Origin of the sequence: Hydrogenophaga sp. (assembly GCF_018780385.1) — a bacterium.
Lineage (GTDB): Bacteria > Pseudomonadota > Gammaproteobacteria > Burkholderiales > Burkholderiaceae_C > Hydrogenophaga.
Genome location: NZ_JADMJO010000016.1, coordinates 86,155 through 111,986, shown reverse-complemented (window position 1 = coordinate 111,986; position 25,832 = coordinate 86,155). Strand labels below are relative to the sequence as shown.

Below are 25,832 nucleotides of genomic sequence, written 5' to 3'. Positions count from 1 at the left end.
TGGGAAAACGCCGACGCAACCGTCGAGGTGCTGCCCATGACCGCGTACCGAAGTCTCAAGGTGTTCAGCCATGTCGTGCTCGGTTTGATGGTCGCCGGCATCGTGTACGCAGCCACCATCAGCGTCATTTACTGGACGGGCATCAGCGTCTGACGCCGGTGCACACCTATGAACAAGCGTCAGGCACGTTACTTCGCGATCGGCTCAACCCTGCTCGCCACGCTGATCTTTCTGGGTCTTACCGTCGACAGCCATCGCCAGTTTCCAAAACTGACGAACGCGCAGAACATCACGCCCGCGGTCACTCTGGGCAAGAACGTCTGGCACAAGAACAACTGCATCAACTGCCACACCCTGTTCGGTGAAGGTGCGTACTACGCACCCGACCTCACCAAGATCGCGCAACAGCGCGGCGCGCCCTACCTGCGAGCCTTCCTGAAAGATCCCTCGAAGTTCTACGACGAGCAACGCCATCGCAGGCTGATGCCCCAGCAGAATCTGAGCGATGCCGACATTGACGGTCTGATCGCGTTTCTGGACTGGGTGAGCAAGGTGGACAACCAGGGCTGGCCACCGCGGCCGATCATGGTCACCGGCCTGGGCGCAACGGCAGGGAACGCCCCGGTGCCCGCAGCCGCAGCGACATCCACCGCAGCGGTGTCCGACAAAGATCCGGTGATCCTCGGGGAGCGCGTGTTCCGGACCGCCGCACCCGCCTGCACCGCCTGCCATTCCCTCACGGCCGGCGCCGACATGGCGGGCCCATCGCTGGCCGGCATCGCCACACGCACGCAACAGACGTTGGCGTCTCCGGGCTACAAGGGCTCCGCCACCGATCTGGAGACCTTCATCCGGGAATCCATCACCCGACCCAGCGCGCACCTGGTCGCGGGCGCGATGTACTCGGCCAACGGGGTCTCGTTCATGCCGAACACCTACGAAAAGGACCTGACACCCGAGCAGGTCGGCCACCTCGCGGCCTACCTGGCGACCTTCAAGTAACGGGCTTCGAAGCCGTCCAGCCCACACAGGCAGCGGGCCACCGCCGCCACCCCTGAAGGAGTTTCGACATGCGCTACAGGTCTCAATCGGTTGCCTACTGGTATTTCGCCGTGGCCATGGTGTTGTTCGGGCTGCAGCTGGTGTTCGGGCTGCTGTCGGCCACCAAGTACCTCGGCCCCGATCCGCTGCTGAACATCCTGCCGTTCGATGTGACCAAGGTGATCCACACCAACCTGCTGATCGTGTGGGTGCTGACCGGCTTCATGGGCGCGACCTACTGGATGGTGCCCGACGAATCGCGCACCGAGCTCTACAGCACCAAGCTCGCCTACGTGCAACTGGTCCTGTGGACCTTGATGGGCGTGACCGCCGTGGTGGGCTATCTGTTTCGCTACGGCACCGGCAACAAGCTGCTGGAACAGCCCCTGCCGCACAAGATCGTGATCGTGATCTGCATGCTGATCTTTCTCTACAACATCGGCATGACGATCTGGCGCTCCAAGCGCTTCACCACCACCGAAGGCGTGCTGGTGCTCGGCCTCGGTCTGGCCGCGTTGCTGTACCTGCCCGCGCTGCTGGAGTACGAGAACTACACCGTGTCCATCTACTACCGCTGGTGGACGATCCACCTCTGGGTCGAGGGCGTGTGGGTGATGATCCAGGGCGGCTTCCTGGCCTACCTGCTGATCCGCCTGTCCGGCGCTGACCGGGAGGTCATGGAGAAGTGGCTGTACGTGATCGTGGGCCTGGTCTTCATCGCCGGCATTCTGGGCACGGCGCACCACTACTACTGGGTCGGCGTTCCTTCGTACTGGTTGCCCATCGGCGGCATCTTCAGCGCACTGGAGCCAGCGGCGCTCGTTGGCATGGCGATGTTCGCGTATTCGGCCATGCGCCGAGCGGGCTTTTCGCACCCCAACACGCTGGCCCTGCACTGGACCATCGGCAGCGCGCTGTTCACCTTGTTCGGCGCCGGTCTGCTGGGTCTGGCCCACACGTTCCCCGACGTCAACAAGTGGACCCACGGCACGCTGATCACCGCGATGCACGGACACGCGGCCTTCTACGGGGCCTACGCCATGATCGTGCTGGCGATGATCACCTATGCGCTGCCGGCGATGGCGCCGGGGCGCAGCGAGCAAGGCAGCAGCCTGGGTTACTGGGCGTTCTGGATGCAGATTGGCGGTATGTTCGGCATGACGTTGTCGTTCGCCACCGCCGGCATCGCGCAGGTCTACCTGGAGCGCATCATGGGCATGGGCTATCTCGACGCGCAGTTGAAGATACAGGTGCACTTCGTGATGTTGATCGCCACCGGGTCGCTGTTCGCGATCGGCGTGGGACTGTTCATCTACGACTTCTTCCGCCATGCGCCCCGCTTTGATGTCGTGGCGGACACCACTGCGCCACGCTCTGCCACCGAGCCGGTCTTGTCCACCTCGTGAGCAACCCCTTGGCTGCTGCGCTGCTCCACACCGTTGGCCCGCTGGACGGGCCCGAGCGGTTGCCCGCCAGCGAGCCGTATTACCTGTCCTCGGGTTCGGAAGTGGCCGTCTTCGAGCACTGCCACGCCCTGCGGCTGGCCGTGATGCTCAAAGGCCCCACCGGTTGCGGCAAGACGCGTTTTGTCGAGCACATGGCCTGGAAGCTGCGGCGCCCTCTGATCACGATCTCCTGCCACGACGACCTGAGCGCGAGTGATCTGATCGGCCGTTTTTTGATCCGGCACGACGGCACCGCCTGGCAGGACGGGCCACTCACCCGCGCCGTGCGCGAGGGCGCCATCTGCTACCTCGACGAAGTCGTCGAAGCCCGGCAAGACACCATGGTGGTCTTGCATTCATTGACCGACCACCGCCGCATCTTGCCGATCGACAAGACGGGCGAGACGCTGGTGGCAGCACCCGGTTTTCAGCTGGTCATCTCCTACAACCCGGGCTACCAGCGCATGCTCAAGGACCTCAAGCCCAGCACGCGGCAGCGCTTCGTGGCACTCGACTTCGACTTTCCACCGGCCTTGCGTGAGGCGGCGATCATCGAGAGCGAGGCCGGAGCCGACCATGGCACCGCCATGGCGCTGGTGTCGCTCGGGCAACGCTTGCGCGCGCTGCGCGACCGCGGTCTGGCCGAGGTACCGAGCACCCGCCTGTTGATCGCGGCGGCCGCGCTGGTGGTCAGCGGCATACCGATACGGCAGGCTTGCCGGAGCGCCGTGGTGTCGCCGCTGTCGGACGACGAAGCGCTGGTGGGTGCGATGCACGATCTGGTCGACGCGACCTTTGTCTGATCGAGGCACTGCCCGATGGCCGAAGCCGAGGACGTGATCACCGACGTGGCCCGGCACGCGACGGTCTTCACACAGACCCTGTGGCAGCGGCACCGGGCCAAGGCGCCGTCCCGGCCGGTGACCCTGCTGTCGGATGTGGCGCCACGCCTGGACCTGCTGATCGAGGCGGTGTTCGGTACCTCCTACCGCTTGCGCACGGCGCAAGCGCCGGCACGCCCCACCTTGCTCGCCCACACGTTCCAGCGCCATGCGTTCCCGCAGGCGACCGTCGCGCTGCCCGCCACCGATGGCCAGTGCATCTGGTTACCGTCGGATACCGGCCTCGCCGATACCGAGTTGTCCATGGACCGCTTTCGCACCATGGCCCTGGTGCAGGCCATGCGAGCGAGCCGAGGCAGTGCCGCAGGCCTGGACCGCTGTGCCTCACCGCTGGTGCTCGACCTCTACCTGTTGATCGAGGCGGTGGCGGCCGACGCGGCGCTGGCGCGGCTGTTGCCCGGCATGGCGAGGGCCTTGAACAGCCTGCGCAGCGCCGCGCTCGCGGCCCGCCCTCCTTTGTCGCAGTTCACCGCGTCGCGCCGCCCGCTGGAAGCCTGGGTGCGCGAATTGATCGCGCAGCCTTGCGAGGGGCCGAATGTGCACGCACCCACCCATACGTCGCCGGAAGAATCGGCCTACATCGCACACCTCCTCGCGGCCGAAATGGTCCGCGACTTACCCAGCGCTGGGCGCCTGGGCCCATCGCCCCTGTTCCGCGACAGCTGGACCGGCGATCTGCGCCCGCCCGGCGCGGCCACGGGCTCAGCGCTGGCGGGCAATGACGCGGCCGACAACGCCACCACCTGCGCGCCGCGCAGCGCACGCCTGACGCGCCGCCCCGAGGTGCGCGAGGGCGCCGAGCAGGAAGACGAGAAGACGCAGGGCGCGTGGATGATCCCGCCCGACGTGCCCCACGAACAGGCCGAGGATCCGTTCGGGATGCAGCGGCCCACCGATCGCGACCAGTCTGCGGGTGCCGACGAGTTCGCCGACCTCGTCTCCGAGCTCGCACAGGCGCGGCTGGTCTGGACCCCGGGCCAGGCCCCCGAGGTGCTGCTGTCCGACGACCCGCCTGCAGTGCAGCCCAGACACACGAACGCCGCCGCTGCAGACGCACCGCAAGCGTTCTGCTACCCCGAGTGGGATGGCCGGATCGAGGCTTACCGCCACCCCGGCGCCACAGTTCGGCTGCTGGCGGCACCCATCGGCACCCAACAGTGGGTGGACGACACCCTGGCCGAACACCGCTCGTTGCTCGGCGCCATACGTCAGCGCTTCGCGGCACTGCGCCCTCGGCGCACGCTGCGACGCCGCCAGACAGACGGCGATGACATCGATCTGGAAGCCTGCGTTGAAGGCATGGTGAACATGCGCGCCGGCTGGCCCATGGCCGACGACCTGTATTGCTCGCAACAGCGCGCCCGCCGCGACATGGCCATCCTGATCCTCATCGACGTGAGTGGTTCAACCGATGGCTGGATCTCGAACAGCCGCCGCGTCATCGACGTCGAACGCGAAGCCTTGCTGCTGGTGTGCATTGCCCTGGGCGTGATGGGCGAACCTTTCGCGGTGCAGGCCTTCTCCGGCAATGGGCCCGCCGCGGTGAGCCTGTGGGACATCAAGCGCTTCGATGAGCCTTACAGCCCCACCGTGGCGCTGCGCATCGCGGCGCTCGAACCCGATCAGTACACGCGCACAGGCGCCGCCTTGCGCCATGCCAGCGCCACGCTCATGCGCGAAGACGCCACCCACAGGCTGCTGCTGCTGTTGTCCGACGGCAAACCCAACGACTGCGACGTCTATGAAGGCCGCTACGGCATCGAAGACACCCGCCAGGCCGTGACCGAAGCCAGATTGCAGGGCATCTCGCCGTTTTGCCTGGCGGTGGACCGGCAGGCCGCCAGCTACCTGCCCGCCGTGTTCGGTGCTCACCAACACGCCCTCCTGTCGACGCCGGGCGCGCTGCCGACCGTGTTGCTGGACTGGTTGCAGCGGCTGGTGAAGCGGTAGGTTTGCCTGAAAGCAGCCCACACGAACTCAGAAGCCCAGGGTGTAGCCCGTGAAGACCGTGAGCACGCTTTTGCCGATGGGTTGCTCCTGCCAGACCAGGTTCACGCCCAGGCGCTCGTTCTTCTTGAACCGGTAGTCCAGGCCGGCCGAGGCCGTGACCCGGGTCCGTTGTGCGTCCGGCATTGCAACGCTGAAATTGCTCAGGCCGGGGATCTCGCTGCTGCCCGCGTAGTGGCCCATCGAGCGGCTCAGGTCGTGTTGAACACCCACCGTGACGTTGCCAGTGAGCTGTTCGGCCATCTGTGCCCGCACACCCACGCCGACCAGGGCGACGACGGCACGCTGGCGCTGTGCGTCGAAGCTCAGGGGGCTGGCGACATCGTTGCTGGCGGCCTCGGTGTAGCCGCGGGTGTGGATGCGGGAATGGCGCACGCCGAGGTAGGGAGCGGCCGTCACGCGGTCTGCGAGTGCGTGCGTGTAACTCGCCATCAGCTGGTAAGCCTGCGCATTGACGCGCGTGCGGCCTTGTCCGGCTTCGCTGAAATCACCGCCGCTGCGGTCAATGGCCAGCGCGTTGTCGGAGAAGGCGGCCGATGCCCGCACGGCCCAGCCGCTGCTGTCGGCGTTGTGGTTCCACTGACCAAACAAGCCGACCATGGGGCGGGTGCCACGCAGACGGATCTGATCGGACAGTTTGGCGCTGACGGACCAGTCGGCGAATGCGCCCACCTGCAGGCCCGGGGCCGCGCGGTAAGCGACGACCACCTGGGCCGCCTGCACATGGCGCCCCTGGCTGCCATTGGTCTGGCTGCGGCGGCCACCGAGGCCCACGCAAATGCCGTGTCGGTCGTAGCTGCTGCAGTCGTACGACAGGCCGGCCTGCAGCGCCGCCCCTTGCAGGCTGTAGAGCGTGGCCATCTGGCGGGCGTTGTCCTGGATGTCCTGCAGCGTGTGGGCAGCGGAGGGCGCGAGGGTGAGGTACACGTCGTTGGCGCCGTAGCTCAGGAAATAGCCCAGCGGTGTGACCGAGCCCAGGTTGGTCGACAGCGTGGTGAAGCGGCCGCCCACGCCGTTGGCGGTGAGCAGGGTATAGCGACCCATCCGGTACGTGCCGGCGGTGGCGTTGAGCGTCAGGGTTCCGGCGAGCGTGGCCGTGCTGGCCACGTCGATCCGCTGGAAGCTGGTGGGCTCGGCGCGCACGACCAGGTTGCCGGTCGCGGACTGGACCAGGCTGCCGCCCAGGCTGACCGTCTGGCTGGCGGCGGATACGTTGAAAGTTCCGTTGTTGCTCACGGCCGATGTGGGGGTGATCGATCCTGCGCCCGCCAGCGCCAGCGTCGAGCCGACGTCGATGAGGGTTGGGCCGGTGTAGGTGTTGGCCGCGGTCAGCAACAGCGTGCCTCCGCCCGCGATCTCGATGTCGCCCGGCGTGGCACCGTCGGCAATGGGGCTGCTCACCGTCAGCGTCGTGCCGGGGGCCACGTTGAAGACCGGGTCACCGGCCACGGTGATGGCGTTGGTGATGGTCATCGTCTGCGTGGTGCCCAGGGCGGCGGGCACCGTGGCCGAACCGACCAGGGCCAGCGTGCCGGTGCCCAGTGCCGAGGGGGCCGAGATCACCAGCATCGCGCCGGCCTGCACCTCGATGCCGCCGGTGTGGGTGTTGATGCCGGACAGGGTGATCGAGCCCTGGCGCGCGGTGCCGCTGTTGCTGATGATCAGTTTGCCGGCCGCGCCCACGGAGGCATCGGAAAAATTCCCCGTGAAGGTCGAGTCCAGGGCCTGCTGGTCGATGGTGCCGTCGTTCGCGCTGATGGTGAAATTCTGGGTGACGGTGGAGGCGCTGGACATCTCCAGCGTGCCGCCATCGAAGCTGCTGTTCACCGACGTTCCCAGACCGGAGGAAGGGTAGGTCTGCCCCGGCAGGATGTCACTGGAAAGCGTGTAGGAGCAGGCCCCGCCGCCGAAGCACAGGTTCCAGATGTTGTCACTGCCCGAGGCCAGGCTCAGGTTCCAGGCGGTGCTGCCGTAGGTTCCCGAGGTGTTGGCCAGGTAGCTGCCCGTGACACCGCTCAGAACGGCGCCGTAGTAGTAGCCCGAGGTGACCGAGGAGCCCGTGTGGATGCCGAAGTTCATCGCGCCGTTGGCGCTGCGCACCGACAACTTGCCGTACGCCGTCGGTGACTGGATGACGATGGAATAGTTGGTGGGCTGGATGGTGATGCTCAGGGGCGAACCGCCCCCTTGCGCGTTCACCAGGTTGACCACGGTGTGGTCGATGGCCGCCGCCGAGCCGGCGCCAGAAATGCTGCCGTGGTTGATCAACGTGGTGATGCTGCCGCCGCCACCGATGGCGGCGAGGGGCACCCAGTGCCGGGACCACATGGAGCCGTGGTTGGTCAAGGTCGTGATCACGCCGTGGTTCTCCACCGCGTACAGCCCGCTGATCAGGCCGCTGGCGCCATTGGTGACCGAGACCAGCGTGCTGCCCGCCTGATTCGCAATCGCCGAGAAGCTCTGGGTGAAGGCATTGAGGTAGGCGTTGTTGGTGATGCTCGAACCGGTGGCGGTCGCGTAGACCGTGATGCCGCGGTCGGTGCCCAGGATGGCCCCGTTGTTGACGATCGATGCCGCCGAGCGCAGCTGGATGCCGCCCTTGCTGGTCAGCTGTCCGTTGTTGACGATGTTCGCCAGGCTGGCGGTGCTGTTGAAATACAGCCCCGTTCCACCACTCGTGCTGCTGAGCAGGTTGCCGTGGTTGGTCAGGTTGCCGACATCGACGCCGTCAACCACGATGGGCGTGACGACGCCAGAACCACTGCCCACGGTGACGCCGGCGTTGACCACGATGTCCCCGCCAGTGGCGGTGACGGTCGAGGTGGTGCTGGAAGAGATGGTCTGCTGGGCCTGCGCCAGTCCCGAACCGCACAGCATCACCGCGGCCGCAACGATGCTCAGACGGGGCGTGGCAGATACCGCCAACCGCTCCAGTTGCTTGAGGCGCCTGCTTCTTTTTGTGGGGGAGGTCATGGGGTTTGCGCCTGGGGGAGAAGCTTCACAGTGTGTGCTTCTGAAAACGCGCGGAAGACCCGAACTGCCACGCCATCCCCGGCCTTCTCGGGCCCTTCGTTTCTGCGCTGCATGCCATGCGGGAAGCGGCGGAGCACGCAGCGGCGATGATGCCGACCTGATCTCCTCTGCAATCCCCACCATGCCCACCTCCCACCGCCCCGCCGCCACCAGCGAGCGCATGCCCTTCATCGACGCGCTCAAAGCTGTCGGTTCACAGCTCATCGTGCTGCACCACCTGGCGTTCTACGGCCCCATGTCGGACTGGACGCACCAGCTCGCCCCGGGCCTGGTGGGCTGGTTCAGCCAGCACGCGCGCATCGCGGTGCAGATCTTCCTGGTGGTGGCGGGCTTCCTGGCCGCGCGCAGCCTGGCGCCTGGCGGGCGCTTGCGCACCGAGCGCCCGCTGGCCTTGCTGTGGCAACGCTTCTTGCGCGTGAGCCTGCCGCTGATGGCGGCCCTGCTGCTGGCCATGGTGTGCACCGAGATCGCACGGTACTGGATGACGCACGACTCGCTACCCGCTCCACCCACGCTGTGGCAGTTTGTGGCACACGCCCTGTTGATCCACAGCGTGCTCGGTGTGGACTCGCTGTCGGCGGGCGTCTGGTATGTGGCCATCGACGTGCAGCTCTATGCGCTGCTGCTCGGTCTGCTGTGGCTGGAACAACGGGCGACTCGGCGGTCGGGCGCGTTGGCGCCGCTGCTGGTGGTGGCCATGGTGCTGGCATCGCTCTTTCACTTCAACCGCGACAGCGACTGGGACAACTGGGCGATCTACTTTTTCGGCGCCTACGGCCTGGGGGCGCTGGCGTACTGGGTGAGCCGCGCAGATTCCGGGCGGCGCGCGCCGGCGTGGCTGGTGGGCATGGTGTTGCTCACCGCCCTGGCGCTCGCCCTGGACTGGCGCACCCGCATCGCGCTGGCGCTGTGCGTGGCGCTGGCCCTGGCCTGGGCGCACCGCAGCGGCTGGCTCTTCACCTGGCCACGCAGCCGCGCGCTGAGCTATCTGGGCCGCATCTCGTACGGGGTGTTCCTGTTGAACTTTCCGGTGGCGCTGGTGGTGAACGCCTGGTTCACGCGCTACGCCAGCCCCGACGCCTGGGTGCAAACGCTCGGGGTGCTGGTGGCCTGGCTGGCGTGCAACCTGGCCGGCGCGGCGTTCCACCATGGGGTGGAGCAACGCGTGGGCCAGCTGGGCCGGGCCGCGCCAGCCCGCTGAGCCGGCTCAGGCGGTGGTGTTGCCTTCTGCGCACCGCTCGCGCAGGTGGCGCAGCGAGGCCTCCACCTGGTCGATCAGCACCAGGCACAGGTCGCCGGGTTGCAGGCGCTCCAGCGCCGTGTCGATGGCCACGAACTCGCCCTGGATGGTGTCGATGCGGTGGGTGCGCGTGGCGCCTTCGAGTCCCTGGCGCAGCAGTCCCGTGACCTCGCCTTCGGTGCGGCCGCGCTGGCAGGCGTCCTCGTACAGGATCACTTCGTCGAAGGCCGCGCCCAATATCCGTGTCTGCTCGCGGATGTCCTCGTCGCGCCGGTCGCCCGCGCCACTGATCACCACGATGCGGCGCTGGGCCGGCATGGCCTCGGCGGCCGCGACCAGGGCGCGCATGGCGTCCGGGTTGTGACCGTAGTCGGCGATCACGGTGGCGCCGCGCAGGCTCATCAGGTTGAAGCGGCCAGGCACGCTGCCCGCGTCGCTCTGGAACGTGGCCAGTCCTTGCCGGATTCGGGCCCACGGAATGCCCAGGCCCCAGGCCGCGGCCAGGGCGGCCATGGCGTTGTCCACCTGGAAACCGATGCGACCGCCCATGGTCATGGGGATGTCGGCCAGGGCCACCTGGTGGCGGCGTTCGCCCTGGGTGGCGACGATGTGTTCTCCCTCCACCCAGACCGCGCGGCGCCCCTGCGCCCGGTGCGTGGCCAGCACCGGGTTGTGGGCGTCGCTGCAGAAAAAGATCACCTTGCCCGTGCAGACCTCGGCCATGCGCACGCAGTGCGGATCGGCCGCGTTGAGCACGCCGTAGCCGGTGGGCGCCACGTTCTGGATGACCACGCGCTTGAGCACCGCGATGTCTTCCACGGTGGTGATGTAGTTGAGGCCCAGGTGATCGCCCGAGCCGATGTTGGTGACCACGGCCACCTGGCAGCGGTCAAAGCCCAGCCCTTCGCGCAGCACACCGCCGCGCGCGGTCTCGAACACCGCCGCATCCACCTCGGGGTGCATGAGCACGTTGCGCGCGCTGCGTGGACCCGCACAGTCGCCGCTGTCGGTCTGGCGGCCGTTCACGTACACGCCATCGGTGTTGGTCATGCCCACGCGCATGCCCTGGGTGTGCAACAGGTGCGCGATCAGGCGCGCGGTGGTGGTCTTGCCGTTGGTGCCGGTCACGGCCACCACCGGCACACGGCCGTTCTGGTTGGGCGGAAACAGGTGGTCGACGATGGCCTCGCCCACGGCGCGGCCCTTGCCGTACGAGGGGCTCAGGTGCATGCGCAGGCCGGGGGCCGCGTTCACTTCCACCACACCGCCGCTCTGGTCTTCCAGCGGTGTGAGCACGGTCTCGCACACCACGTCCACGCCGCACACGTCCAGCCCCACCATGCGGGCCGCGGCCACGGCGCGCGCCGCCACCTCGGGGTGCACGTCGTCGGTCACGTCGGTGGCGGTGCCACCGGTGGAGAGGTTGGCGTTGTTGCGCAGCACCACGCGCTGACCTTTGCCGGGCACGGTATCGGGGGTGTGCCCCTGAATCTGCAGGCGGGCCAGGGCGATGTCGTCGATGCGCATGCGCGTGAGCGAGGTGGCGTGGCCATCGCCGCGCTGGGGATCGGCGTTGACCGCGTCCACCAACTGGGCCACGGTGTGCACGCCGTCGCCCGTCACCTGCGGCGGGTCGCGCCGCGCCGCGGCCACCAGCCTGTCACCCACCACCAGCAGGCGGTAGTCGCTGCCGGGCAGGTACTTCTCCACCATCGGTTGGCCGTATTCGACAGCCGCGCGGTAGGCCAGCTCGAGGTGTTCGCGCGAAACGATGTTCACCGTCACGCCCTTGCCCTGGTTGCCGTCGCGCGGCTTCACCACCACCGGCAGGCCGATGTACTGCGCCACGGTCCAGGCTTCCTCGGCGCTGTCCACGGGGCGGCCCAGGGGCACCGGCACGCCAGCGGCGCGCAGCAGGTTCTTGGTGAGGTCCTTGTCCTGCGCGATGCTCTCCGACACCGCGCTGGTCGTGTCGACCTCGGCGGCCCAGATGCGGCGTTGGTGCGAGCCCCAGCCGAACTGCACCAGCGAGCCCTGCGTGAGGCGGCGGTAGGGGATGCCGCGGGCCACCGCCGCGTTGACGATGGCGCCGGTGGACGGGCCCAGGCGCACGTCTTCGTCCAGCTCGCGCAGGCGGGCAATGACGGCCTCCACATCGAAGGCCTCGTCCTTCAGACCACGCACGATCGCGATGAGTTGCTCGGCCGCCTTGAGGGCCTCGCGCCCCACGGCCTCCTCGGTGTACTCCACCACCACCTGGTAGGTGCCCTGCACCACGGTTTCGGTGCAGCGCGAAAAACTCACCGGACAGCCGGCCTGGGCCTGCAGGGCGAGCGCCACCAGCTTGAGCACGTTGGCCAGTGAGAGGTCGCTGGCCGGGCGCGGCCAGCGACCGAGCTGCGGGAAGCGCTCGCGCAGCGCAGCCTCGAAGCCGGGCAGGGAGCTCAGGGAGCGCTCCTCGGGCGGGCAGTGGACGATGGCTTCAATGGCGGTCTGGCGGGTCCAGAGGTTGGGACCACGCAAGGCACGGATGCGGGAAATGTCCATGGGGAGGGCGGAATTCGGTTGGAGTTCGGTCGGGAAACGGTCGGGCAGGGACGCTTCAGGCGCGCGGCAGCGTGTCAAAGCGCTGCAGGCCGGCGGCCACCAGCACCGGGCTCATGCCGGCGGCCCAGGCTGCTGCGGCCGCACCGCACAGAATGTGGGCAGTCGAGGCGTCGGCGATGCCTGTCAGCGGCGCGCGGGCGATCACCTCGCCGTTGTCGATGAGGCACACCGCCTGGCCTTGCCAGCGCACGGTGCGCGGCATCGCCACATCGGCCGGCACCGGGCCGGCGCCATACCCCAGGCTGCTCCCGTCGCAGTGGCGTGCCAGATCGGCCACGCCGGGCTCGTCCAGGTTGAGCACGCAGGCACCTTGCTCCAGCACCACATCGACCTGGGTGCGCAGCACCCGCGGCATGCCCGAGGCGTCAAAGATGTCGTGGTGCGTCAGGCCTTCCCAGCCACCGAGGTCGGTGACCACGCCCACCAGGCAACGGTCGTAGGGCAGGCCGTGGTCGAGGATGAGCGAGGGCGCGGTCTCCACCGCCAGCCCCTGGATCTCGCGGTTCATGAGCAGGCGCTGGCACTGCTCCCAGTAGTCGGCACCGGCGCGCTCGATGCGACGGCGCCCGATGTGGATGCCTTCGCTCGAGGCGAGGCCGGCCGGTGCCCCGGCGAGATCCAGCAGGAAGGCCGCGGCGCGGGCCAGCAGAGCGGTGCCCCGGGTGCCACTCACACCGATGAGGGGCACGCGCCCGGCCATGGGCGTGGCCGGATCGAACAACTGCGCCACGATGGCTTCACCCACCGGGCGCGGCTGGCCGATGGCCGGGCGCAGGTGCATGAGCAACCCGGGGCCGGCGTTGACTTCCACGATGGCGCCGCCCACCTCGTGCAAGGGGCGGCCAATGTCCTGCGTGACCATGTCGATGCCCGCGATGTCCAGGCCCACGGCGCGGGCCGCCAGGCTCGCCATGTAGGCCACCTCGGGGTGGACCTCGTCGGTGCAGTCGTAGGCCATGTTGCCGTTGCGCTGCACCAGCACGCGCTGATCCGCGGCGGGCACGGCGTCGGGCCCCAGGCCCTGGCGCTCCAGCAGCAGGGCCATGGCCGGCTCGCGCTCCAGCCGGATCGTCTCCAGCGGAAATTCTTCTGCCTCGCCACGGCGCGGGTCGCTGTTGAGCTGCAGGTCGATGAGGGTCTTCACGTCGGCCACGCCGTCGCCGGTGACCCACAGGCTCTCGCCCCGGTTGGCCGCCACCACGCGCCCGCCCACCACCAGCACGCGGTGCTCGTTGCCCAGGATGTAACGCTCGACGATGACGTCACTGCCTTCGGCATCGGCAATGGCGAAGGCGCGCTCGATGTCGGCCTGCTCGCTGAGTTCGAGCGAGACACCGCGCCCGTGGTTGGCGTCACTGGGCTTGACCACCACCGGCAGACCGATGTCTTGTGCCGCTTCCCAGGCCTCGGCGGCATTGGCCACGATCTGGCCCTCGGGCACCGGCACGCCGCAGCTCAGCAGCAGCGATTTGGTGAGGTCCTTGTCGCCGGCGATGTTCTCGGCGATCGCGCTGGTGAGCTCGGTCTCTGCCGTCCAGATGCGGCGCTGGCGCGCGCCCTGGCCGAGTTGCACCAGATTGCCGTCGGTCAGGCGCAGGTGCGGGATGCCGCGCTCGGTGGCCGCGCTCACGATGGCCCAGGTGGAGGGGCCAAGCCAGGTCGCGTCGACCACGTCGTGCAGGGCCTTCACCGCGCCCGCCACGTCAAAGGGTTCGTTGTTCATCGCCGCCTGCAGCAGCGCATGTCCGTGGCTCAGGGCCCCCTCGGCAATGGCGCGGTTGCGGGCGCGAAACACCATGCGGTACACACCCGGCTGGCTGGTGCTGCGCGTCTGGCCGAAACCGGTGGGCATGCCGGAGAGGTTGAGCAACTCGATCACGCAGTGCTCCAGCACATGGCCGGCCCAGGTGCCTTCACGCAGCCGCTGCAGGAACCCACCGGGCTCACCCACGCCGCAGTGGTGCGATGCGAGGCCCGGCAACAGGGCAAGCAAGCGGTCGGTGAGGCCCTCGATGGTGTGTGAGGGTCGCTGCTCCAGCTCACCCAGATCCAGCCAGACCTCCATCGCGGAGCGGTAGGTCCAGATGTTGGGTCCACCCAGAAAACGATGGCGAAGCACAGTCAACGCAAAACGGTTTGAATCCATAAAACCTGGGATTGAACGCACAAAAGCCGGGCAGTGGGCCCGGCTGTCAACGGTGGACGCACGCCTGAGGCGCCGCCCGGTGCAGGTGCCCGTGCACCCGACTCCCGCATTTTGCGCTGTCCCGGGGCCATGCGCCTGAGCCAGGCACGACAAATTGTGGCTCTATGTCACACCAGCAACGCTGGCGACTTGGCGCACAATTTCCGGTTCATGCAAACCACCGCTGCCACACCCCGTCCCGCCCCCCTCGGCCCCTCGTCGGCCGACACCCCACCAACGGACGTGCTGGCCCGCATGACCCTCGATCTGGACGAGCAAGGTCACTTCGCCGCCGGCGAACTGCTGCTCACCCCGAGCGAACTGGTGCAGCTGCCCGCCCACGGCAGCCGGCAGGCCTGGCCCCTGGAGAGCACGCTGCGTCTGCAGCACACCGACCTGGCCGGCGTGGCCACGCTGGACCTGCTGGACGCCAGCGGCCTGCGCACGCGCTGGCGCTTCACCCTGGCCCAGAACCCGGCCGCGCTGCGGCTGGTGCGCCAGTTCGACCAGGCCATCGCCCGCCTGCAGGGCGGCGCGGCACCCGCCCCCGAAGCCGTCCAGCGCTGCCCGTCGTGCCAGTCGCCCCTGAACCCCGACAGCGAGGAGTGCGAGGTCTGCGCTCGGCAGTTGGCCGACATCCCCTCCACCTGGGTGCTGCTGCGCCTGTGGCGATTCGCGCGGCCCTATCGCTGGCAGTTGCTGGCGGGCTTCCTGCTCACGCTGGCCTCCACCGCCGCCACGCTGGTCCCGCCCTACCTGACCATCCCGCTCATGGACGACGTGCTGATCCCGTTCCAGAACGGTCAGCAGATCGACACGGGCTATGTGGCTTTGTTGCTGTCGGGTTTGCTGGGCGCGGGTCTCGTGGCCTGGGGGCTGGGCTGGGCGCGCACCTGGTTGCTCGCGCTGGTGTCCGAGCGCATCGCCGCTGATTTGCGCACCAGCGCGTTCGACCACCTGCTGGGCCTCTCGCTGGATTACTTCGGCGCCAAGCGCACCGGCGACCTGATCGCCCGCATCGGCTCCGAAACCGACCGGCTCTCGGTGTTCCTCTCGCTGCACGCACTGGACTTCGCCACCGACGTGCTGATGCTGCTCATGACCTCGGCCATCCTGTTCTCCATCAACCCCTGGCTGGCGCTGGTCACGCTGCTGCCGCTGCCCTTCATTGCCTGGATGATCCACCGCGTGCGCGACCGCCTGCGCACCGGCTTCGAGAAGATCGACCGCGTGTGGGGCGATGTGACCAACGTGCTGGCCGACACCATTCCCGGCATCCGCGTGGTCAAGGCCTTCGCGCAGGAGCGGCGCGAGTCGGGCCGTTTTCACGAGGCCAACGACCAGAACCTGGTGGTCAACGACCGCATCAACAAGACCTGGAGCCTGTTCACGCCCACCGTCACCTTGCTCACCGACATCGGCTTGCTGGTGGTCTGGGCCTTCGGCATCTGGCAGATCGCCAAGGGCGACATCACGGTCGGTGTGCTCACCGCCTTCATCGCCTACATCGGCCGCTTCTACGGCAGGCTCGACTCCATGAGCCGCATCGTCTCGGTGACGCAGAAGGCCGCTGCCGGGGCCAAGCGCATCTTCGACATCCTGGACCACGTGTCCAACGTGCCCGAGCCCGCCGAGCCGGTGCAGGACGTGACGGTGCGCGGCGGTCTGAGCATCCACGGCATCGCATTCCGCTACGGCAACCGCTCGGTGATCCGCGACCTGAACCTGGACATCCGCCCCGGCGAAATGATCGGGCTGGTCGGCCACAGCGGATCGGGCAAGAGCACGCTGGTCAACCTGATCTGCCGCTTCTACGACGTGAGCGAAGGCCGCATCGAACTCGACGGCACCGATATCCGGCGCTTCCGCGTGGCCGACTACCGTCGCCACATCGGCCTGGTTCTGCAGGAGCCTTTTCTGTTCTTCGGCACCGTGGCCGACAACATCGCCTACGGCAAGCCCGGCGCCACGCGCGAAGAGATCGTGGCTGCCGCACGCGCCGCCCACGCGCACGACTTCATCCTGCGGCTGGCGCATGGCTACGACTCGCTGGTGGGTGAGCGCGGCCAGGGCCTCTCGGGCGGCGAGCGCCAGCGCATCAGCATCGCGCGCGCGCTGCTGATCGACCCGCGCATCCTGATCCTGGACGAAGCGACCTCGGCGGTGGACACCGAGACCGAGAAGGAAATCCAGAAGGCGCTGGACAACCTGGTGCAGGGCCGCACGACGATTGCGATTGCGCACCGCCTGTCCACGCTGCGCAAGGCCGACCGGCTCGTGGTGATGGACCGCGGCGAGGTGGTGGAGGTGGGCCCGCACGACGAACTGATGGCGCGCCAGGGCCACTACTGGCGCCTGCACGAGGCCCAGGCCCGCCAGGCCGCCGCCGAAGACCCCGACCACATCGACAACGCGTTGGCCCACCACCTGCCGCAGCCCTCGGCGCACACCGGCAACCTCCCGCCATGACCACCCACACCCCAACCCTGGCCGACTTCGATCTCTTCCCCGATGCCCTGGGCCGCTGGGTGTGCCGCGTGGCCGATGGTGAGCCCCAGGTGGGCGTGCAGGTGGTGCGTTCGTTCCCCCTGAGTGCGCCCACGGAGGCCATCTCCATCGTCGGCCCCGACGGCCACGAGATGGTGTTCGTGGCACGGCTCGACACGCTCGATGCGCCCCGCCAGGCCGCGCTGGTGCAGGCGATGTCGGAGCGTGAGTTCTCGCCGGTGGTGTTGCGCATCCGCGAGGTAAGCACCTTCAGCACCCCCAGCACCTGGCAGGTCGACACCGACCGTGGCCCCACCGAGCTCGTGCTCAAGGTGGAGGAAGACATCCGCCGCCTGCCGGGCCAGCGCCGCCTGCTGATCACCAGCGCCCACGGGGTGGTGTTCGACATCCCCGACCGCAACCAGCTGGATCGCGTGTCGCGTCGCTACCTGGAGCGTTTCCTGTGAGCCGGCTCGACACCGAGCAGCAGCGCCTCTATTCCGACGCCACCGACGGGCACACGCGGACCTTGATGCTGGGCCTGGCCCGGCCCGCCGACTGGGCCGCGCTGCGCGCTGTCTGGCAAGGCGTGCAGGCCGACCTGGAACTGCCCGCCCCGGCCATCGCGGTCTCCGGCACCGACAGCTACCAGTTGTGGTTCTCGCTGGCCCAACCGGTGCCGCTGGAACAGGCGCGGCGCTTCCTGGAGCAGCTGCGCCAACGTTACCTGCCCGACGTCGCGCCCGCGCGCATCCAGCGGTGGCCACCCGTCGACGTGGCGTCACCAGAGCAGGTTCGCCGTGCCCCCGCCGTGCCGGCGCGCCAGGAAGCCACCGGCAACTGGTCGGCGTTTGTCAGCCCGGATCTGCCCGCCGTGTTTGGCGAAGACCCGTGGCTGGACATGGCGCCCGGCCTGGACGCACAAGCCGAGCTGTTGTCGCGGCTGAAATGCATCCAGCCCGATGAATGGGCCCACGCCCTGCGGCGCATGAATACGGCGGAGATCCCGCCAACTCAGCCCGCGCACGCGCCCGCACAAACAAAACCGCCCGAGCCCCCCGGCAATGCGCCGATGGAGCCCAGGCAGTTCCTGATGTCGGTGATGAACGATGCGTCAGCGCCGCTGGCGTTGCGTGTCGAAGCGGCCAAGGCCTTGTTGCCTCCTCCTCGCGGCACTTCCTGATCGCGGATGCTGGAAGCTTCAGTCTCAGCGGCGACGCACGAGGTCGGCCACGATCGTCACGATGGCCATGACGATGAAGATGGCGAAGAGCACCTTGCCGATGCCCGCGGCACCGGCAGCCAAGCCCCCGAAGCCCAGCACGGCGGCGATCAGGGCAATGACGAAAAAGACGACGGCGTAATGCAGCATGACGGGCTCCTGGCTGTGCCTGGACGCTGAGCGCCTCGGCGGGTTGGGTCGCAACGACTGCCGTTGCGCTGGCTCCAATGTAGGCAGGCCCGCCCGCGGCTTCTGCAAGCCGCCGCCCTGACCGGCTGTAGGAAAACGCCGACGCTCAGGGCTTCTGACCCGAGGGCGGGGCGGCGGGTTTGGCCGGGGCTGCCTTTGCGGGGGCCGCTGCCACGGTACAAGGGTCCACCGCGTTGGTGGAGCCCCTTTCAACCAGGGGCAGCAAGGCCGCCGCCGGGCCCACCGCAACGCCCAGGGCAACGGCGCCCAGCACCCGACCCACCAGGCCCTTGGCCTCGATGCCCACTTGCGGATCGCCCAGCGTGCCCGCCACGGTGACCGGCGTGCGCAAGGACAGCGGCGACCAGTCGTGGGAACGGGTGACAAAACGCAGCGCGAGCGACTCGTCGCGCAGGCTGACCTGGCCGGTGATGCGGATGGTGCTGTCGGCGCTGTCGATCACCGCCAGCGTGGGCGTGAGCACGCCGTTTCGGGCCGTCAAGTCGAAGCGGGCGCAGCGCAGGGGCAGGGGCTGGTCGCCCCGGATGAGCACGCCCAGCGATTCGGCCACGTCCAGGCCCATCGCCTCGGTGGCCAGGTGGGACAGCGTGCCGTCGCGCAAGGACAGGTGCACCGGGCCGTCCAGGCTGGCGAGGATTTCGCCGGTGGATCGGCCCGCGCCACGCACGTTGACGCGACCGAACAGTTGCCCGGTGAGGTAGGACTTCACGGCCTGGTCACCCCCCTTGCGAGCCTGGTTGCGTTCGCGCTTGAGCGTGGCCGCACCCTTGGGCGCGGGGGGTGTGGCGGACGCTTCGCTGGTGCTCATGCCGGGCACCCAGCCGGCCATGTCGATGCCGGTGAAGTCGAGTTCGGCGGCCCACGCGGCCGGGCTGGCGTTGGCGTCGAGCTGGGTGGAGCCTTTGATGGATCCCCCGGACACCGCAGCTTGCAACGCGCCCAGGCGCAGCACGCCGCCGTCCAGTTGCAAGCGGGTTTGCAGGGCCTTCATGGGCGCCATCGCCGGGGTGCCGAAATCCACGACGTCGATGTTCACCTGCACGTCGGCGTCCATGACCTTGAGCGAGGGCAGATCAAAACGGCGCTGCGGCAACACGCGTCCGGGCGGGGTGGTGTCCGGTTCTGCGGCCGTGGATCCCTGGGTGCCGATCGCCGGACCCAGATCGGCAAACGCCAGTTTGGAGCCGGTGAGCCGGCCGCTGAGCTTGGCGGGTTTCACGCGACGATCAAACAGCAGATCACCGGCGAGCCGGCTGCTGCCGATGGCGGCGCTGGAGGCCTGCAGGCGCCAGGCGCCGCCTTCGTGCGCCAGCGTGCCGCGCAGATCGAAGGGCGGTGTGCGCGGCAGGGTGACACCCAGTGGGTCACCCACATCGGCGAGCGAGCGCCCCTTGAACTGCAGCTTGCCCTCCAGGCGCGGTGTGCCCAGCAAGGCGGCGGCCTGGCCGTCGAACAGCAGGCGCGACGAACCCACGCTGCCTTCCACGCGCATGGGCACCCAGGGCGCAGCGGTGGTGGCGTCGGCGTCCTGCAGCAGCGGCAAGGTGCTGCCGGCCTCCACCTGCAGCTTCAGGGGCAGGGCCTGGTAACGACCATTGAAGGTGGCCACATAACCCGACGCAGCGCCTTGCAGGGCGTCGCCTTCGCGCCCTTGCACCGCCACCTTCAGGTCCACGTCCTGCACCGCGTCGGTCCAGGTGATGCGACCCCGGTCCGTGATCAGCGAGCCAAAGCGCGGCAGACCGAGCGGCGCGTCGGGGTCTTTCGGTGCGGTGGGTGCGCCCAGCTGCCAGTTGGCCACACCATCCTCGAGGCGCACCAGGTGCGCGTCGAGTTCACCGGCGCGCAGGGCCTGCACCCGCAGCTGGTCTCCCTGGCGCCAGCGCCAGACATCGCCCCAGGTCCACGCCAGCGTGACGCGCTGGGCGTCCATCAGGTGCGGCACCTTGAAGCGTTCGTCGGACGCAATGCGCAAATGATCCACTTCCAGTCGCGGGCGCCACAGCAGGTGGAGCTTCACGGCACCCTCCAGCTGCACCGGCACGCCCGCGCTGCGCGTCATGGCCCGCTCCATCGGTTGGCGCAACACGGGCCAGCCACTGACCTCACCCCACACCACGCCCAGCAACACGAGGCCCAACACGCCGCCCACCGCCAACGCGACACGCGCGCGTCGCGTCAGGCGGGGTGAAGCAGGGGCCGTGACTGGGTTTGCGTTCATCCCCCATTGGAACCTGTCAGGCCCGCCGTGTTCCCTTTTTTGAGTGGTCATATTTCATGCGGAGTGTGTGACAACGAACGGACCATGCCACGTGCATGCGACTAGGATATGGCGATGAACGAGTTGCTGTCCGCATGCCCGGCATCCCGACGCTGTCCCTCAGATCGCATCGGATGCCATGGTGCGGCCTGAGCCCACGCAAGCCGCCAGCGCGCAGTGGTTGCAGCAAGACGATGTCTGGGTACTCGGCATCGGAGGCGAATGGCGTGGGCACCAAGGTCCTCTGCCGGATGCGCCGGGTTCGCTCGTGGAGGGCGAGGTCCGCTTCGACACCGCCACACTGCGCTCGTGGGACGCAGCGCTGGCATCCAACCTGTGGCAACGCTTGAACGCGCTGGCCCGCCCGCCGGTGCAGCTGGACCTGCGCGGCCTGCCCGCGGGCCTGCGCGAGATCGTGTCGCTGGCACTGTCCGATGCACCGACAGCCGATGTGCCCCAACCCCATGTGGGCCGCCTTGCGGCACTCGGTGCGTCCACCCAGGCCTGGTGGTCCGAGGGGCGCCGCTCGCTCACATTCGTGGGCGAGGTGTTGTTGTCGGTGGGTCGCCTGCTGCGTGGCAAGAGCGGTATGCGCTGGAGCGACCTGGCGTGGCAGATCGAGCAGACCGGGCCGCGCAGCCTGCCCATCGTGGCGCTGGTGAGTTTTCTGGTCGGCTTGATCGTGGCCTACATGGGTGCGGCCCAGTTGCAGCGGTTCGGCGCGCAAAATTTCATTGCCGACCTGGTGACGGTGGGTGTGGTGCGGGAAGTGGCAGCGCTGCTGGTGGGCATCGTGCTCGCGGGCCGCGTGGGCGCGGCGTTCGCGGCGCAGATCGGCAGCATGCGGGCCAACGAAGAGGTGGACGCACTGGCCACCATGGGGGTGAACCCGGTCGATTTCCTGGTGCTGCCACGCGTGCTGGCCCTGCTGTTTGTGGGGCCGTTGCTCACGGCGTTCGCCGCGCTGGTGGGCATGGCGGTGGGCTGGCTGGTGGCCGTGGGCATCTACGGCGTCACTTCGCTGGAGTATGTGTACGCCAGCGCCCAGTCCTTGACCTTGCCGCACGTGCTGGTGGGTCTGCTCAAGGGCACGACCTACTCGGTGCTCGTGGCCTTGTCGGGTTGCCTGCAGGGCATGTCGGCCGGGCGCAGCGCGCAAGCCGTGGGCGATGCCACCACCGCGGCGGTGGTGCAGGCCATCGTGTGGATCGTGGCCGTGGCCTCGGTGCTCACCGTGGTCTTTCAACAACTGGGCTGGTGACGCGATGGACACTCCTCTGATCCAAGTGCAGGACATGACGATGGCCTTCGGCGACGTCGTCGTGCAGCACGACCTCAACTTCGACATCCTGCCCGGTGAAGTGCTGGCGATTGCCGGGGGCAGCGGCTGTGGCAAGAGCACCTTGCTGCGCCACCTCATCGGTCTGCAAGCGCCGGCCAAGGGCCAGGTGCTGCACGGCACGCAAGACCTGTACACGGCAGACGCCAGAACCCTGGGCGTGCTGCGCCAGGGTTTTGGCGTGGCGTTTCAGGCCGGCGCGCTGTGGAGCAGCATGACGGTGGGCGAAAACGTGATGCTGCCGCTGCAGTTGTTCACCGCCCTGAGCCCGGAGGCCTGCGAGCAGGCGGCGCGCTTCAAGCTCGCGCTGGTGGGGCTGGCCGACAGCTTCGAGTCCGAGCCCGCGCGCCTGAGCGGCGGCATGCGCAAGCGCGCCGCCATCGCCCGCGCGCTCGCGCTGGACCCACCCCTGCTGTTTCTGGACGAGCCATCGGCCGGCCTCGACCCCCTCACCTCAGCCCACCTCGATGAACTCATCCGGCACCTCCGCGACGACCTGGGCACCGCCGTGGTGATGGTCAGCCACGAGCTGGGCAGCATCTTCGCGCTGGCCGACCGCGTGCTGTTTCTCGACGCAGAAAGCAAGACCATGACCGCACTCGGCCCCCCTGACGAATTGCTGCACCATGGCCCGCCCGGCGTGCAGGCGTTCCTGCGCCGTGGCGCTGTGCAACCCGAGGCGCAGCCCGCATGAAGCGCCAGCTGAGCCCCACCTTGATCGGCACCTTCGTGGTGGTCGGTCTGTCGTTGATCGCCGCCACCATCATCGCGCTGGCGGGCAACAGCCTGTTCACCCGCAAGGAGAAAGCCGTCATGTTTTTCAGTGGCTCGGTCTATGGACTGCAGGTGGGCGCGCCGGTGGTGTTTCGCGGCGTGCGTGTGGGCAGCGTGGAATCGGTTGCGGTCTTTTACGACCGCAAGTCCGACGACTTCTCCATCCCGGTGCTGGTGGCGCTGGACGGTGATGCCGTCAGCGGGCTCGACGGCCGCAGGACCGAGGGCGTGGGTCTGGCGTTGCCTGCCCTGGTGGAGCGCGGCCTGAGCGCCCAGCTCTCCATGCAGAGCCTGCTGACCGGCCAGCTGTACGTGGACCTGGACCTGCGGCCCGAGCGCCCGGGCAAGCTGCGCGGCACCTACCGCGACGTCACCGAAATTCCCACCACCGCCACGGCCATCCAGGCCCTGAAGAACCAGCTCGAAGGCATGGATTTCCGCAAGATCGCCGAAGACGTCTCGGCCATCGCGGCATCTGCCCGCGCCCTGGTCTCGGGCCCGGAGCTCAAGCAGGCGCTGGCCGACCTGGCCGACATCACGGCCACCATCAATCGCGTCTCCACACGGCTGGACAAACGCATCGATCCGCTGGCCAACGAACTGCAGCGCTCGCTCTCGTCAACGCGCACCGCGATGGACGACCTGAGCCGCGCGGCCGATTCGGTCAACAACACCTCCGATCAGGTGTCCGAGCTGCTCGCGCCCAACGCGCCGCTGGTGCAGAACCTGCAGCGCGCCGCCGACGAGGTGGGCCGCAGCGCCGCCTCGCTGCGCGAAGCCACCGCGGACGACTCCAGTCTGCGGATCGGTGCCGACCGCGCACTGGAAGACCTGGCGCGCGCCGCCCGCGCCTTGCGCGATCTGGCCGAAACGCTGGAACAACAACCCGACGCCGTGCTGCGCGGCCGCAAGGTGACCCCATGAAGCGCCGCGACACGCTGATCCTGGCCGGTCTGGTGCCCCTGCTGCTGGTGGGTTGCGCGTCGACGCCAACGCCCACGCACTGGTACGAACTCAAGAGCGCGCCTCCCGAAGCCTCACCCGCAGCCCGTGCTGGTGACGGGACGGTGTGGGAACTGTCGGGGCGCATGCGACTGCCCGGCACGCTGGAGCGGGACACGCTGGTGGTCGCCAGCGGTGCGGCGGGTGTGGTGCCCCTGGAGGGTCATCGCTGGGTCGAACCGCTTCGCGACAGCATTCCCGTGCGGCTCGCGGCCGATCTGGCGCTGCTGCGTGGCGAAGGTCTGGTGTGGTTGTCGCCCGCGCCCCCCGGGGTGAGCGTGGCGCGCCGCCTGCGGGTGGAGATCGACACGCTGGTGGCCGATGAGGCGCGTCAGGCATTGCGCATGCGGGCACGTTGGTGGTTCACCCTCGCCACGCCCACCACAGCCCCGACCATGGAGACCGCGGACATCCAGATCGAACTGCCCGATCGCTCGGTTGACGCGCTGGCCGCCGCCCACCGCCTGGCCATCTGGCGCCTGGCCCAGCGCATCACCACCGCTCCATGAACGCGCGCGGAAGGCCTGTGCTGTCAGATGTGTCCGACAGTCGCGCAGAGCCCCCGCCGACACACCGGGATGAGCGCTGCGTCCACACTCGCGTGTATACCCACGCACCGGGGTCTTCCCCACCATCCGTTGAATCCATGAACACGCCACGTCCCTCGAAGACCCCAAACCTGCGCCGGCTGTGCGGCCTTGCACTCACGGGCCTGCTGTTGGTGGCGGGTTGCTCCAGCCTGCCCCCCAAAACCGCCGACATTCCCGACGGGCAGACCGGCACGGTGACGGTGAGCGGCGCAGCCGGGCAGGTGTCGGCCGTGGCCGAGCGCAAGGCACTGCAGGGTCTGGTCAACGAGGGCAAGAAGGACCTCGTGATCCACCACCTGAAAACGCTCACCGCCAGCGGCGACGCGGACCTGTACCGCGGCAACCGCACGCGCCTGCTGATCGACGGACCGGCCACCTTCGGCGCCATGAAGGCGGCCATCGCGCAGGCACGGGGCCGCGTGCTGCTGCTGAGCTACATCGTCGAAGACCAGGGTGTGGCGGCCGAGGTGGCCGATCTGCTCATCGCGCGCGCAGCGCAGGGTGTGACGGTGGCCATGATCTACGACGCGGTGGGCTCGATCACCACGCCCGATGCCTTCTTCAAGCGCCTGGTCGACGGCGGCGTCTCGGTCTGCGCCTTCAACCCGATCAACCCGACCAAGCGCCCGGGCTACTGGGGCCTGACCCACCGCGACCACCGCAAGCTGCTGGTGGTGGACGACGAGGTTGCCTTCACCGGAGGCATCAACATCAGTCGCGTCTATGGCTCCAGCTCGTTTGGCCGCCGGGGCAAACCCCGTGACCGCGCCGATGACGACGACGGCTGGCGCGATACACAGATTGAACTGCGCGGACCCGTGGCACCGGCGCTGGCCCAGGTGTTCGAGGCCACCTGGGAGGAGCAGGGCTGCAAGGGTTCGCTCGGCCAGAAGGCCACGAGCAAGGCCGCGGGTGAGCCCGGCCAGCGCGTGGTGAAAGTGCTGGCCAGCGATCCGCGCGACAAGGAGAACCGCATCTACAGCGCCCTGCTCGCCGCGGTGGACGCCGCGCAGGTCGACGTTCGTTTCACCATGGCGTATTTCGCGCCCGGCACCGATTTTGTCAACGCCTTGCGCAACGCCGCCACACGCGGTGTGGCGGTCGAACTGGTGCTGCCCGGACGCAGCGACTCGTCGCTGGCGTTTCACGCCGGGCGTTCGTACTACGACGACCTGCTCTCCTCCGGGGTGCGCATCTACGAAATGGAGCACGCCCTGATGCACGCCAAGACGGCGGTGATCGATGGCGTGTTCTCCACCGTGGGTTCGAGCAACCTGGACTGGCTGAGCTTTGTGGCGAACAGCGAACTCAACGTGATCGTGCTGGGCGACGACTTTGGTGGCGAGATGAACGCGTTGTTCGAACGCGACCGCGCAGCTTCCAAACCGATCACGCTGGAGGCCTGGCGCCGGCGCGGTCTGAACAACCGCGCGATGGAAACGCTGAGCCGGATCGTGGAGCGCTTCCTCTGACGCGCTCAGGCCCCGG

General features: G+C 68.4%; 18 protein-coding genes. 13 read left to right on the top strand and 5 right to left on the bottom strand.

Annotated features, from left to right (window positions below; all coding sequences use genetic code 11):
* Positions 1-168 precede the first annotated feature (168 nt).
* The 4 genes from IV113_RS08705 to IV113_RS08690 all read left to right on the top strand — a co-directional run bounded on the left by IV113_RS08705 (position 169) and on the right by IV113_RS08690 (position 5,338).
* The gene (locus tag IV113_RS08705; RefSeq protein WP_291083167.1) at positions 169-1,002 is read left to right on the top strand and encodes a c-type cytochrome; all 834 of its coding nucleotides are present in this window, start codon (positions 169-171) and stop codon (positions 1,000-1,002) included.
* A 68-nt stretch (positions 1,003-1,070) separates the two neighbouring features.
* Positions 1,071-2,447: a cbb3-type cytochrome c oxidase subunit I gene (locus IV113_RS08700; protein WP_291083164.1), complete on the top strand. Its 1,377-nt coding sequence runs from the start codon at positions 1,071-1,073 to the stop codon at positions 2,445-2,447.
* Between the two features lie 41 nt (positions 2,448-2,488).
* Positions 2,489-3,289, top strand: a complete 801-nt coding sequence (locus IV113_RS08695) for a CbbQ/NirQ/NorQ/GpvN family protein (RefSeq protein ID WP_291083226.1) — start codon at positions 2,489-2,491, stop codon at positions 3,287-3,289.
* 15 nt (positions 3,290-3,304) lie between these two features.
* Complete coding sequence (locus IV113_RS08690; protein WP_291083161.1) at positions 3,305-5,338, top strand: VWA domain-containing protein; 2,034 nt, start codon at positions 3,305-3,307, stop codon at positions 5,336-5,338.
* A gap of 27 nt (positions 5,339-5,365) precedes the next feature.
* Here the strand turns inward: IV113_RS08690 and IV113_RS08685 are convergent, their stop codons facing one another.
* Positions 5,366-8,368, bottom strand: a complete 3,003-nt coding sequence (locus IV113_RS08685; protein WP_291083158.1) for an autotransporter domain-containing protein — start codon at positions 8,366-8,368, stop codon at positions 5,366-5,368.
* A gap of 181 nt (positions 8,369-8,549) precedes the next feature.
* On the opposite strand from IV113_RS08685, the gene IV113_RS08680 reads away from it, so the two are divergent.
* Positions 8,550-9,629: an acyltransferase family protein gene (locus IV113_RS08680; RefSeq protein ID WP_291083156.1), complete on the top strand. Its 1,080-nt coding sequence runs from the start codon at positions 8,550-8,552 to the stop codon at positions 9,627-9,629.
* Between the two features lie 6 nt (positions 9,630-9,635).
* Here IV113_RS08680 and cphA read toward each other — a convergent pair whose 3' ends face one another.
* On the bottom strand, positions 9,636-12,215 hold the full coding sequence (gene cphA / locus IV113_RS08675; protein WP_291083153.1) for a cyanophycin synthetase: 2,580 nt from the start codon (positions 12,213-12,215) through the stop codon (positions 9,636-9,638).
* 55 nt (positions 12,216-12,270) lie between these two features.
* Positions 12,271-14,421 (bottom strand): ATP-grasp domain-containing protein, encoded by a 2,151-nt coding sequence (locus tag IV113_RS08670; RefSeq protein ID WP_291083150.1) that lies wholly within the window; start codon positions 14,419-14,421, stop codon positions 12,271-12,273.
* A gap of 294 nt (positions 14,422-14,715) precedes the next feature.
* Between IV113_RS08670 and IV113_RS08665 the strand changes: the two genes are divergently transcribed.
* The 3 genes from IV113_RS08665 to IV113_RS08655 are packed head-to-tail and all read left to right on the top strand — an operon-like array spanning position 14,716 to position 18,130.
* Positions 14,716-16,929 (top strand): ABC transporter ATP-binding protein, encoded by a 2,214-nt coding sequence (locus tag IV113_RS08665; RefSeq protein WP_291083223.1) that lies wholly within the window; start codon positions 14,716-14,718, stop codon positions 16,927-16,929.
* Positions 16,926-17,414 carry a DUF1854 domain-containing protein gene (locus tag IV113_RS08660; protein WP_291083147.1) on the top strand — a complete coding sequence of 163 codons (489 nt, stop codon included), beginning with the start codon at positions 16,926-16,928 and terminating at the stop codon, positions 17,412-17,414. Before IV113_RS08665 ends, IV113_RS08660 begins: the two co-directional genes overlap by 4 nt.
* Complete coding sequence (locus tag IV113_RS08655; RefSeq protein WP_291083144.1) at positions 17,411-18,130, top strand: hypothetical protein; 720 nt, start codon at positions 17,411-17,413, stop codon at positions 18,128-18,130. Before IV113_RS08660 ends, IV113_RS08655 begins: the two co-directional genes overlap by 4 nt.
* Before the next feature lie 24 nt (positions 18,131-18,154).
* On the opposite strand, the gene IV113_RS08650 is transcribed toward IV113_RS08655, so the two are convergent.
* Both IV113_RS08650 and IV113_RS08645 read right to left on the bottom strand, forming a co-directional pair.
* A complete protein-coding gene (locus tag IV113_RS08650) occupies positions 18,155-18,319 on the bottom strand; it encodes a DUF1328 family protein (RefSeq protein WP_291083142.1) in 165 nt (54 codons plus the stop codon).
* Positions 18,320-18,464: 145 nt separating this feature from the next.
* Complete coding sequence (locus IV113_RS08645; RefSeq protein WP_291083139.1) at positions 18,465-20,600, bottom strand: AsmA family protein; 2,136 nt, start codon at positions 20,598-20,600, stop codon at positions 18,465-18,467.
* Between the two features lie 178 nt (positions 20,601-20,778).
* On the opposite strand from IV113_RS08645, the gene IV113_RS08640 reads away from it, so the two are divergent.
* From IV113_RS08640 to IV113_RS08620, 5 genes are all read left to right on the top strand, one after another.
* Positions 20,779-21,900, top strand: coding sequence for an ABC transporter permease (locus IV113_RS08640; protein ID WP_291083136.1), 1,122 nt, complete (start codon positions 20,779-20,781; stop codon positions 21,898-21,900).
* Positions 21,901-21,904: 4 nt separating this feature from the next.
* On the top strand, positions 21,905-22,672 hold the full coding sequence (locus tag IV113_RS08635) for an ATP-binding cassette domain-containing protein (RefSeq protein ID WP_291083133.1): 768 nt from the start codon (positions 21,905-21,907) through the stop codon (positions 22,670-22,672).
* Positions 22,669-23,676, top strand: coding sequence for an MlaD family protein (locus tag IV113_RS08630; protein WP_291083131.1), 1,008 nt, complete (start codon positions 22,669-22,671; stop codon positions 23,674-23,676). Before IV113_RS08635 ends, IV113_RS08630 begins: the two co-directional genes overlap by 4 nt.
* Entirely contained in the window at positions 23,673-24,263 is a 591-nt protein-coding gene (locus IV113_RS08625; protein ID WP_291083128.1) for an ABC-type transport auxiliary lipoprotein family protein, read from the top strand. Before IV113_RS08630 ends, IV113_RS08625 begins: the two co-directional genes overlap by 4 nt.
* A gap of 137 nt (positions 24,264-24,400) precedes the next feature.
* Positions 24,401-25,816, top strand: a complete 1,416-nt coding sequence (locus tag IV113_RS08620; RefSeq protein WP_291083125.1) for a phospholipase D-like domain-containing protein — start codon at positions 24,401-24,403, stop codon at positions 25,814-25,816.
* Positions 25,817-25,832: the final 16 nt, after the last annotated feature.

Excerpts from the sequence above, each read along its gene's own strand:
- IV113_RS08660 (WP_291083147.1), top strand. The coding sequence starts at position 16,926 with ATGACCACCCACACCCCAACCCTGGCCGACTTCGATCTCTTCCCCGAT.
- IV113_RS08685 (WP_291083158.1), bottom strand. The coding sequence starts at position 8,368 with ATGACCTCCCCCACAAAAAGAAGCAGGCGCCTCAAGCAACTGGAGCGG.
- IV113_RS08625 (WP_291083128.1), top strand. The coding sequence starts at position 23,673 with ATGAAGCGCCGCGACACGCTGATCCTGGCCGGTCTGGTGCCCCTGCTG.
- IV113_RS08640 (WP_291083136.1), top strand. The coding sequence starts at position 20,779 with ATGGTGCGGCCTGAGCCCACGCAAGCCGCCAGCGCGCAGTGGTTGCAG.
- IV113_RS08680 (WP_291083156.1), top strand. The coding sequence starts at position 8,550 with ATGCCCACCTCCCACCGCCCCGCCGCCACCAGCGAGCGCATGCCCTTC.
- IV113_RS08630 (WP_291083131.1), top strand. The coding sequence starts at position 22,669 with ATGAAGCGCCAGCTGAGCCCCACCTTGATCGGCACCTTCGTGGTGGTC.
- cphA (WP_291083153.1), bottom strand. The coding sequence starts at position 12,215 with ATGGACATTTCCCGCATCCGTGCCTTGCGTGGTCCCAACCTCTGGACC.
- IV113_RS08690 (WP_291083161.1), top strand. The coding sequence starts at position 3,305 with ATGGCCGAAGCCGAGGACGTGATCACCGACGTGGCCCGGCACGCGACG.
- IV113_RS08650 (WP_291083142.1), bottom strand. The coding sequence starts at position 18,319 with ATGCTGCATTACGCCGTCGTCTTTTTCGTCATTGCCCTGATCGCCGCC.
- IV113_RS08670 (WP_291083150.1), bottom strand. The coding sequence starts at position 14,421 with ATGGATTCAAACCGTTTTGCGTTGACTGTGCTTCGCCATCGTTTTCTG.
- IV113_RS08620 (WP_291083125.1), top strand. The coding sequence starts at position 24,401 with ATGAACACGCCACGTCCCTCGAAGACCCCAAACCTGCGCCGGCTGTGC.
- IV113_RS08700 (WP_291083164.1), top strand. The coding sequence starts at position 1,071 with ATGCGCTACAGGTCTCAATCGGTTGCCTACTGGTATTTCGCCGTGGCC.
- IV113_RS08635 (WP_291083133.1), top strand. The coding sequence starts at position 21,905 with ATGGACACTCCTCTGATCCAAGTGCAGGACATGACGATGGCCTTCGGC.
- IV113_RS08705 (WP_291083167.1), top strand. The coding sequence starts at position 169 with ATGAACAAGCGTCAGGCACGTTACTTCGCGATCGGCTCAACCCTGCTC.
- IV113_RS08645 (WP_291083139.1), bottom strand. The coding sequence starts at position 20,600 with ATGAACGCAAACCCAGTCACGGCCCCTGCTTCACCCCGCCTGACGCGA.
- IV113_RS08665 (WP_291083223.1), top strand. The coding sequence starts at position 14,716 with ATGACCCTCGATCTGGACGAGCAAGGTCACTTCGCCGCCGGCGAACTG.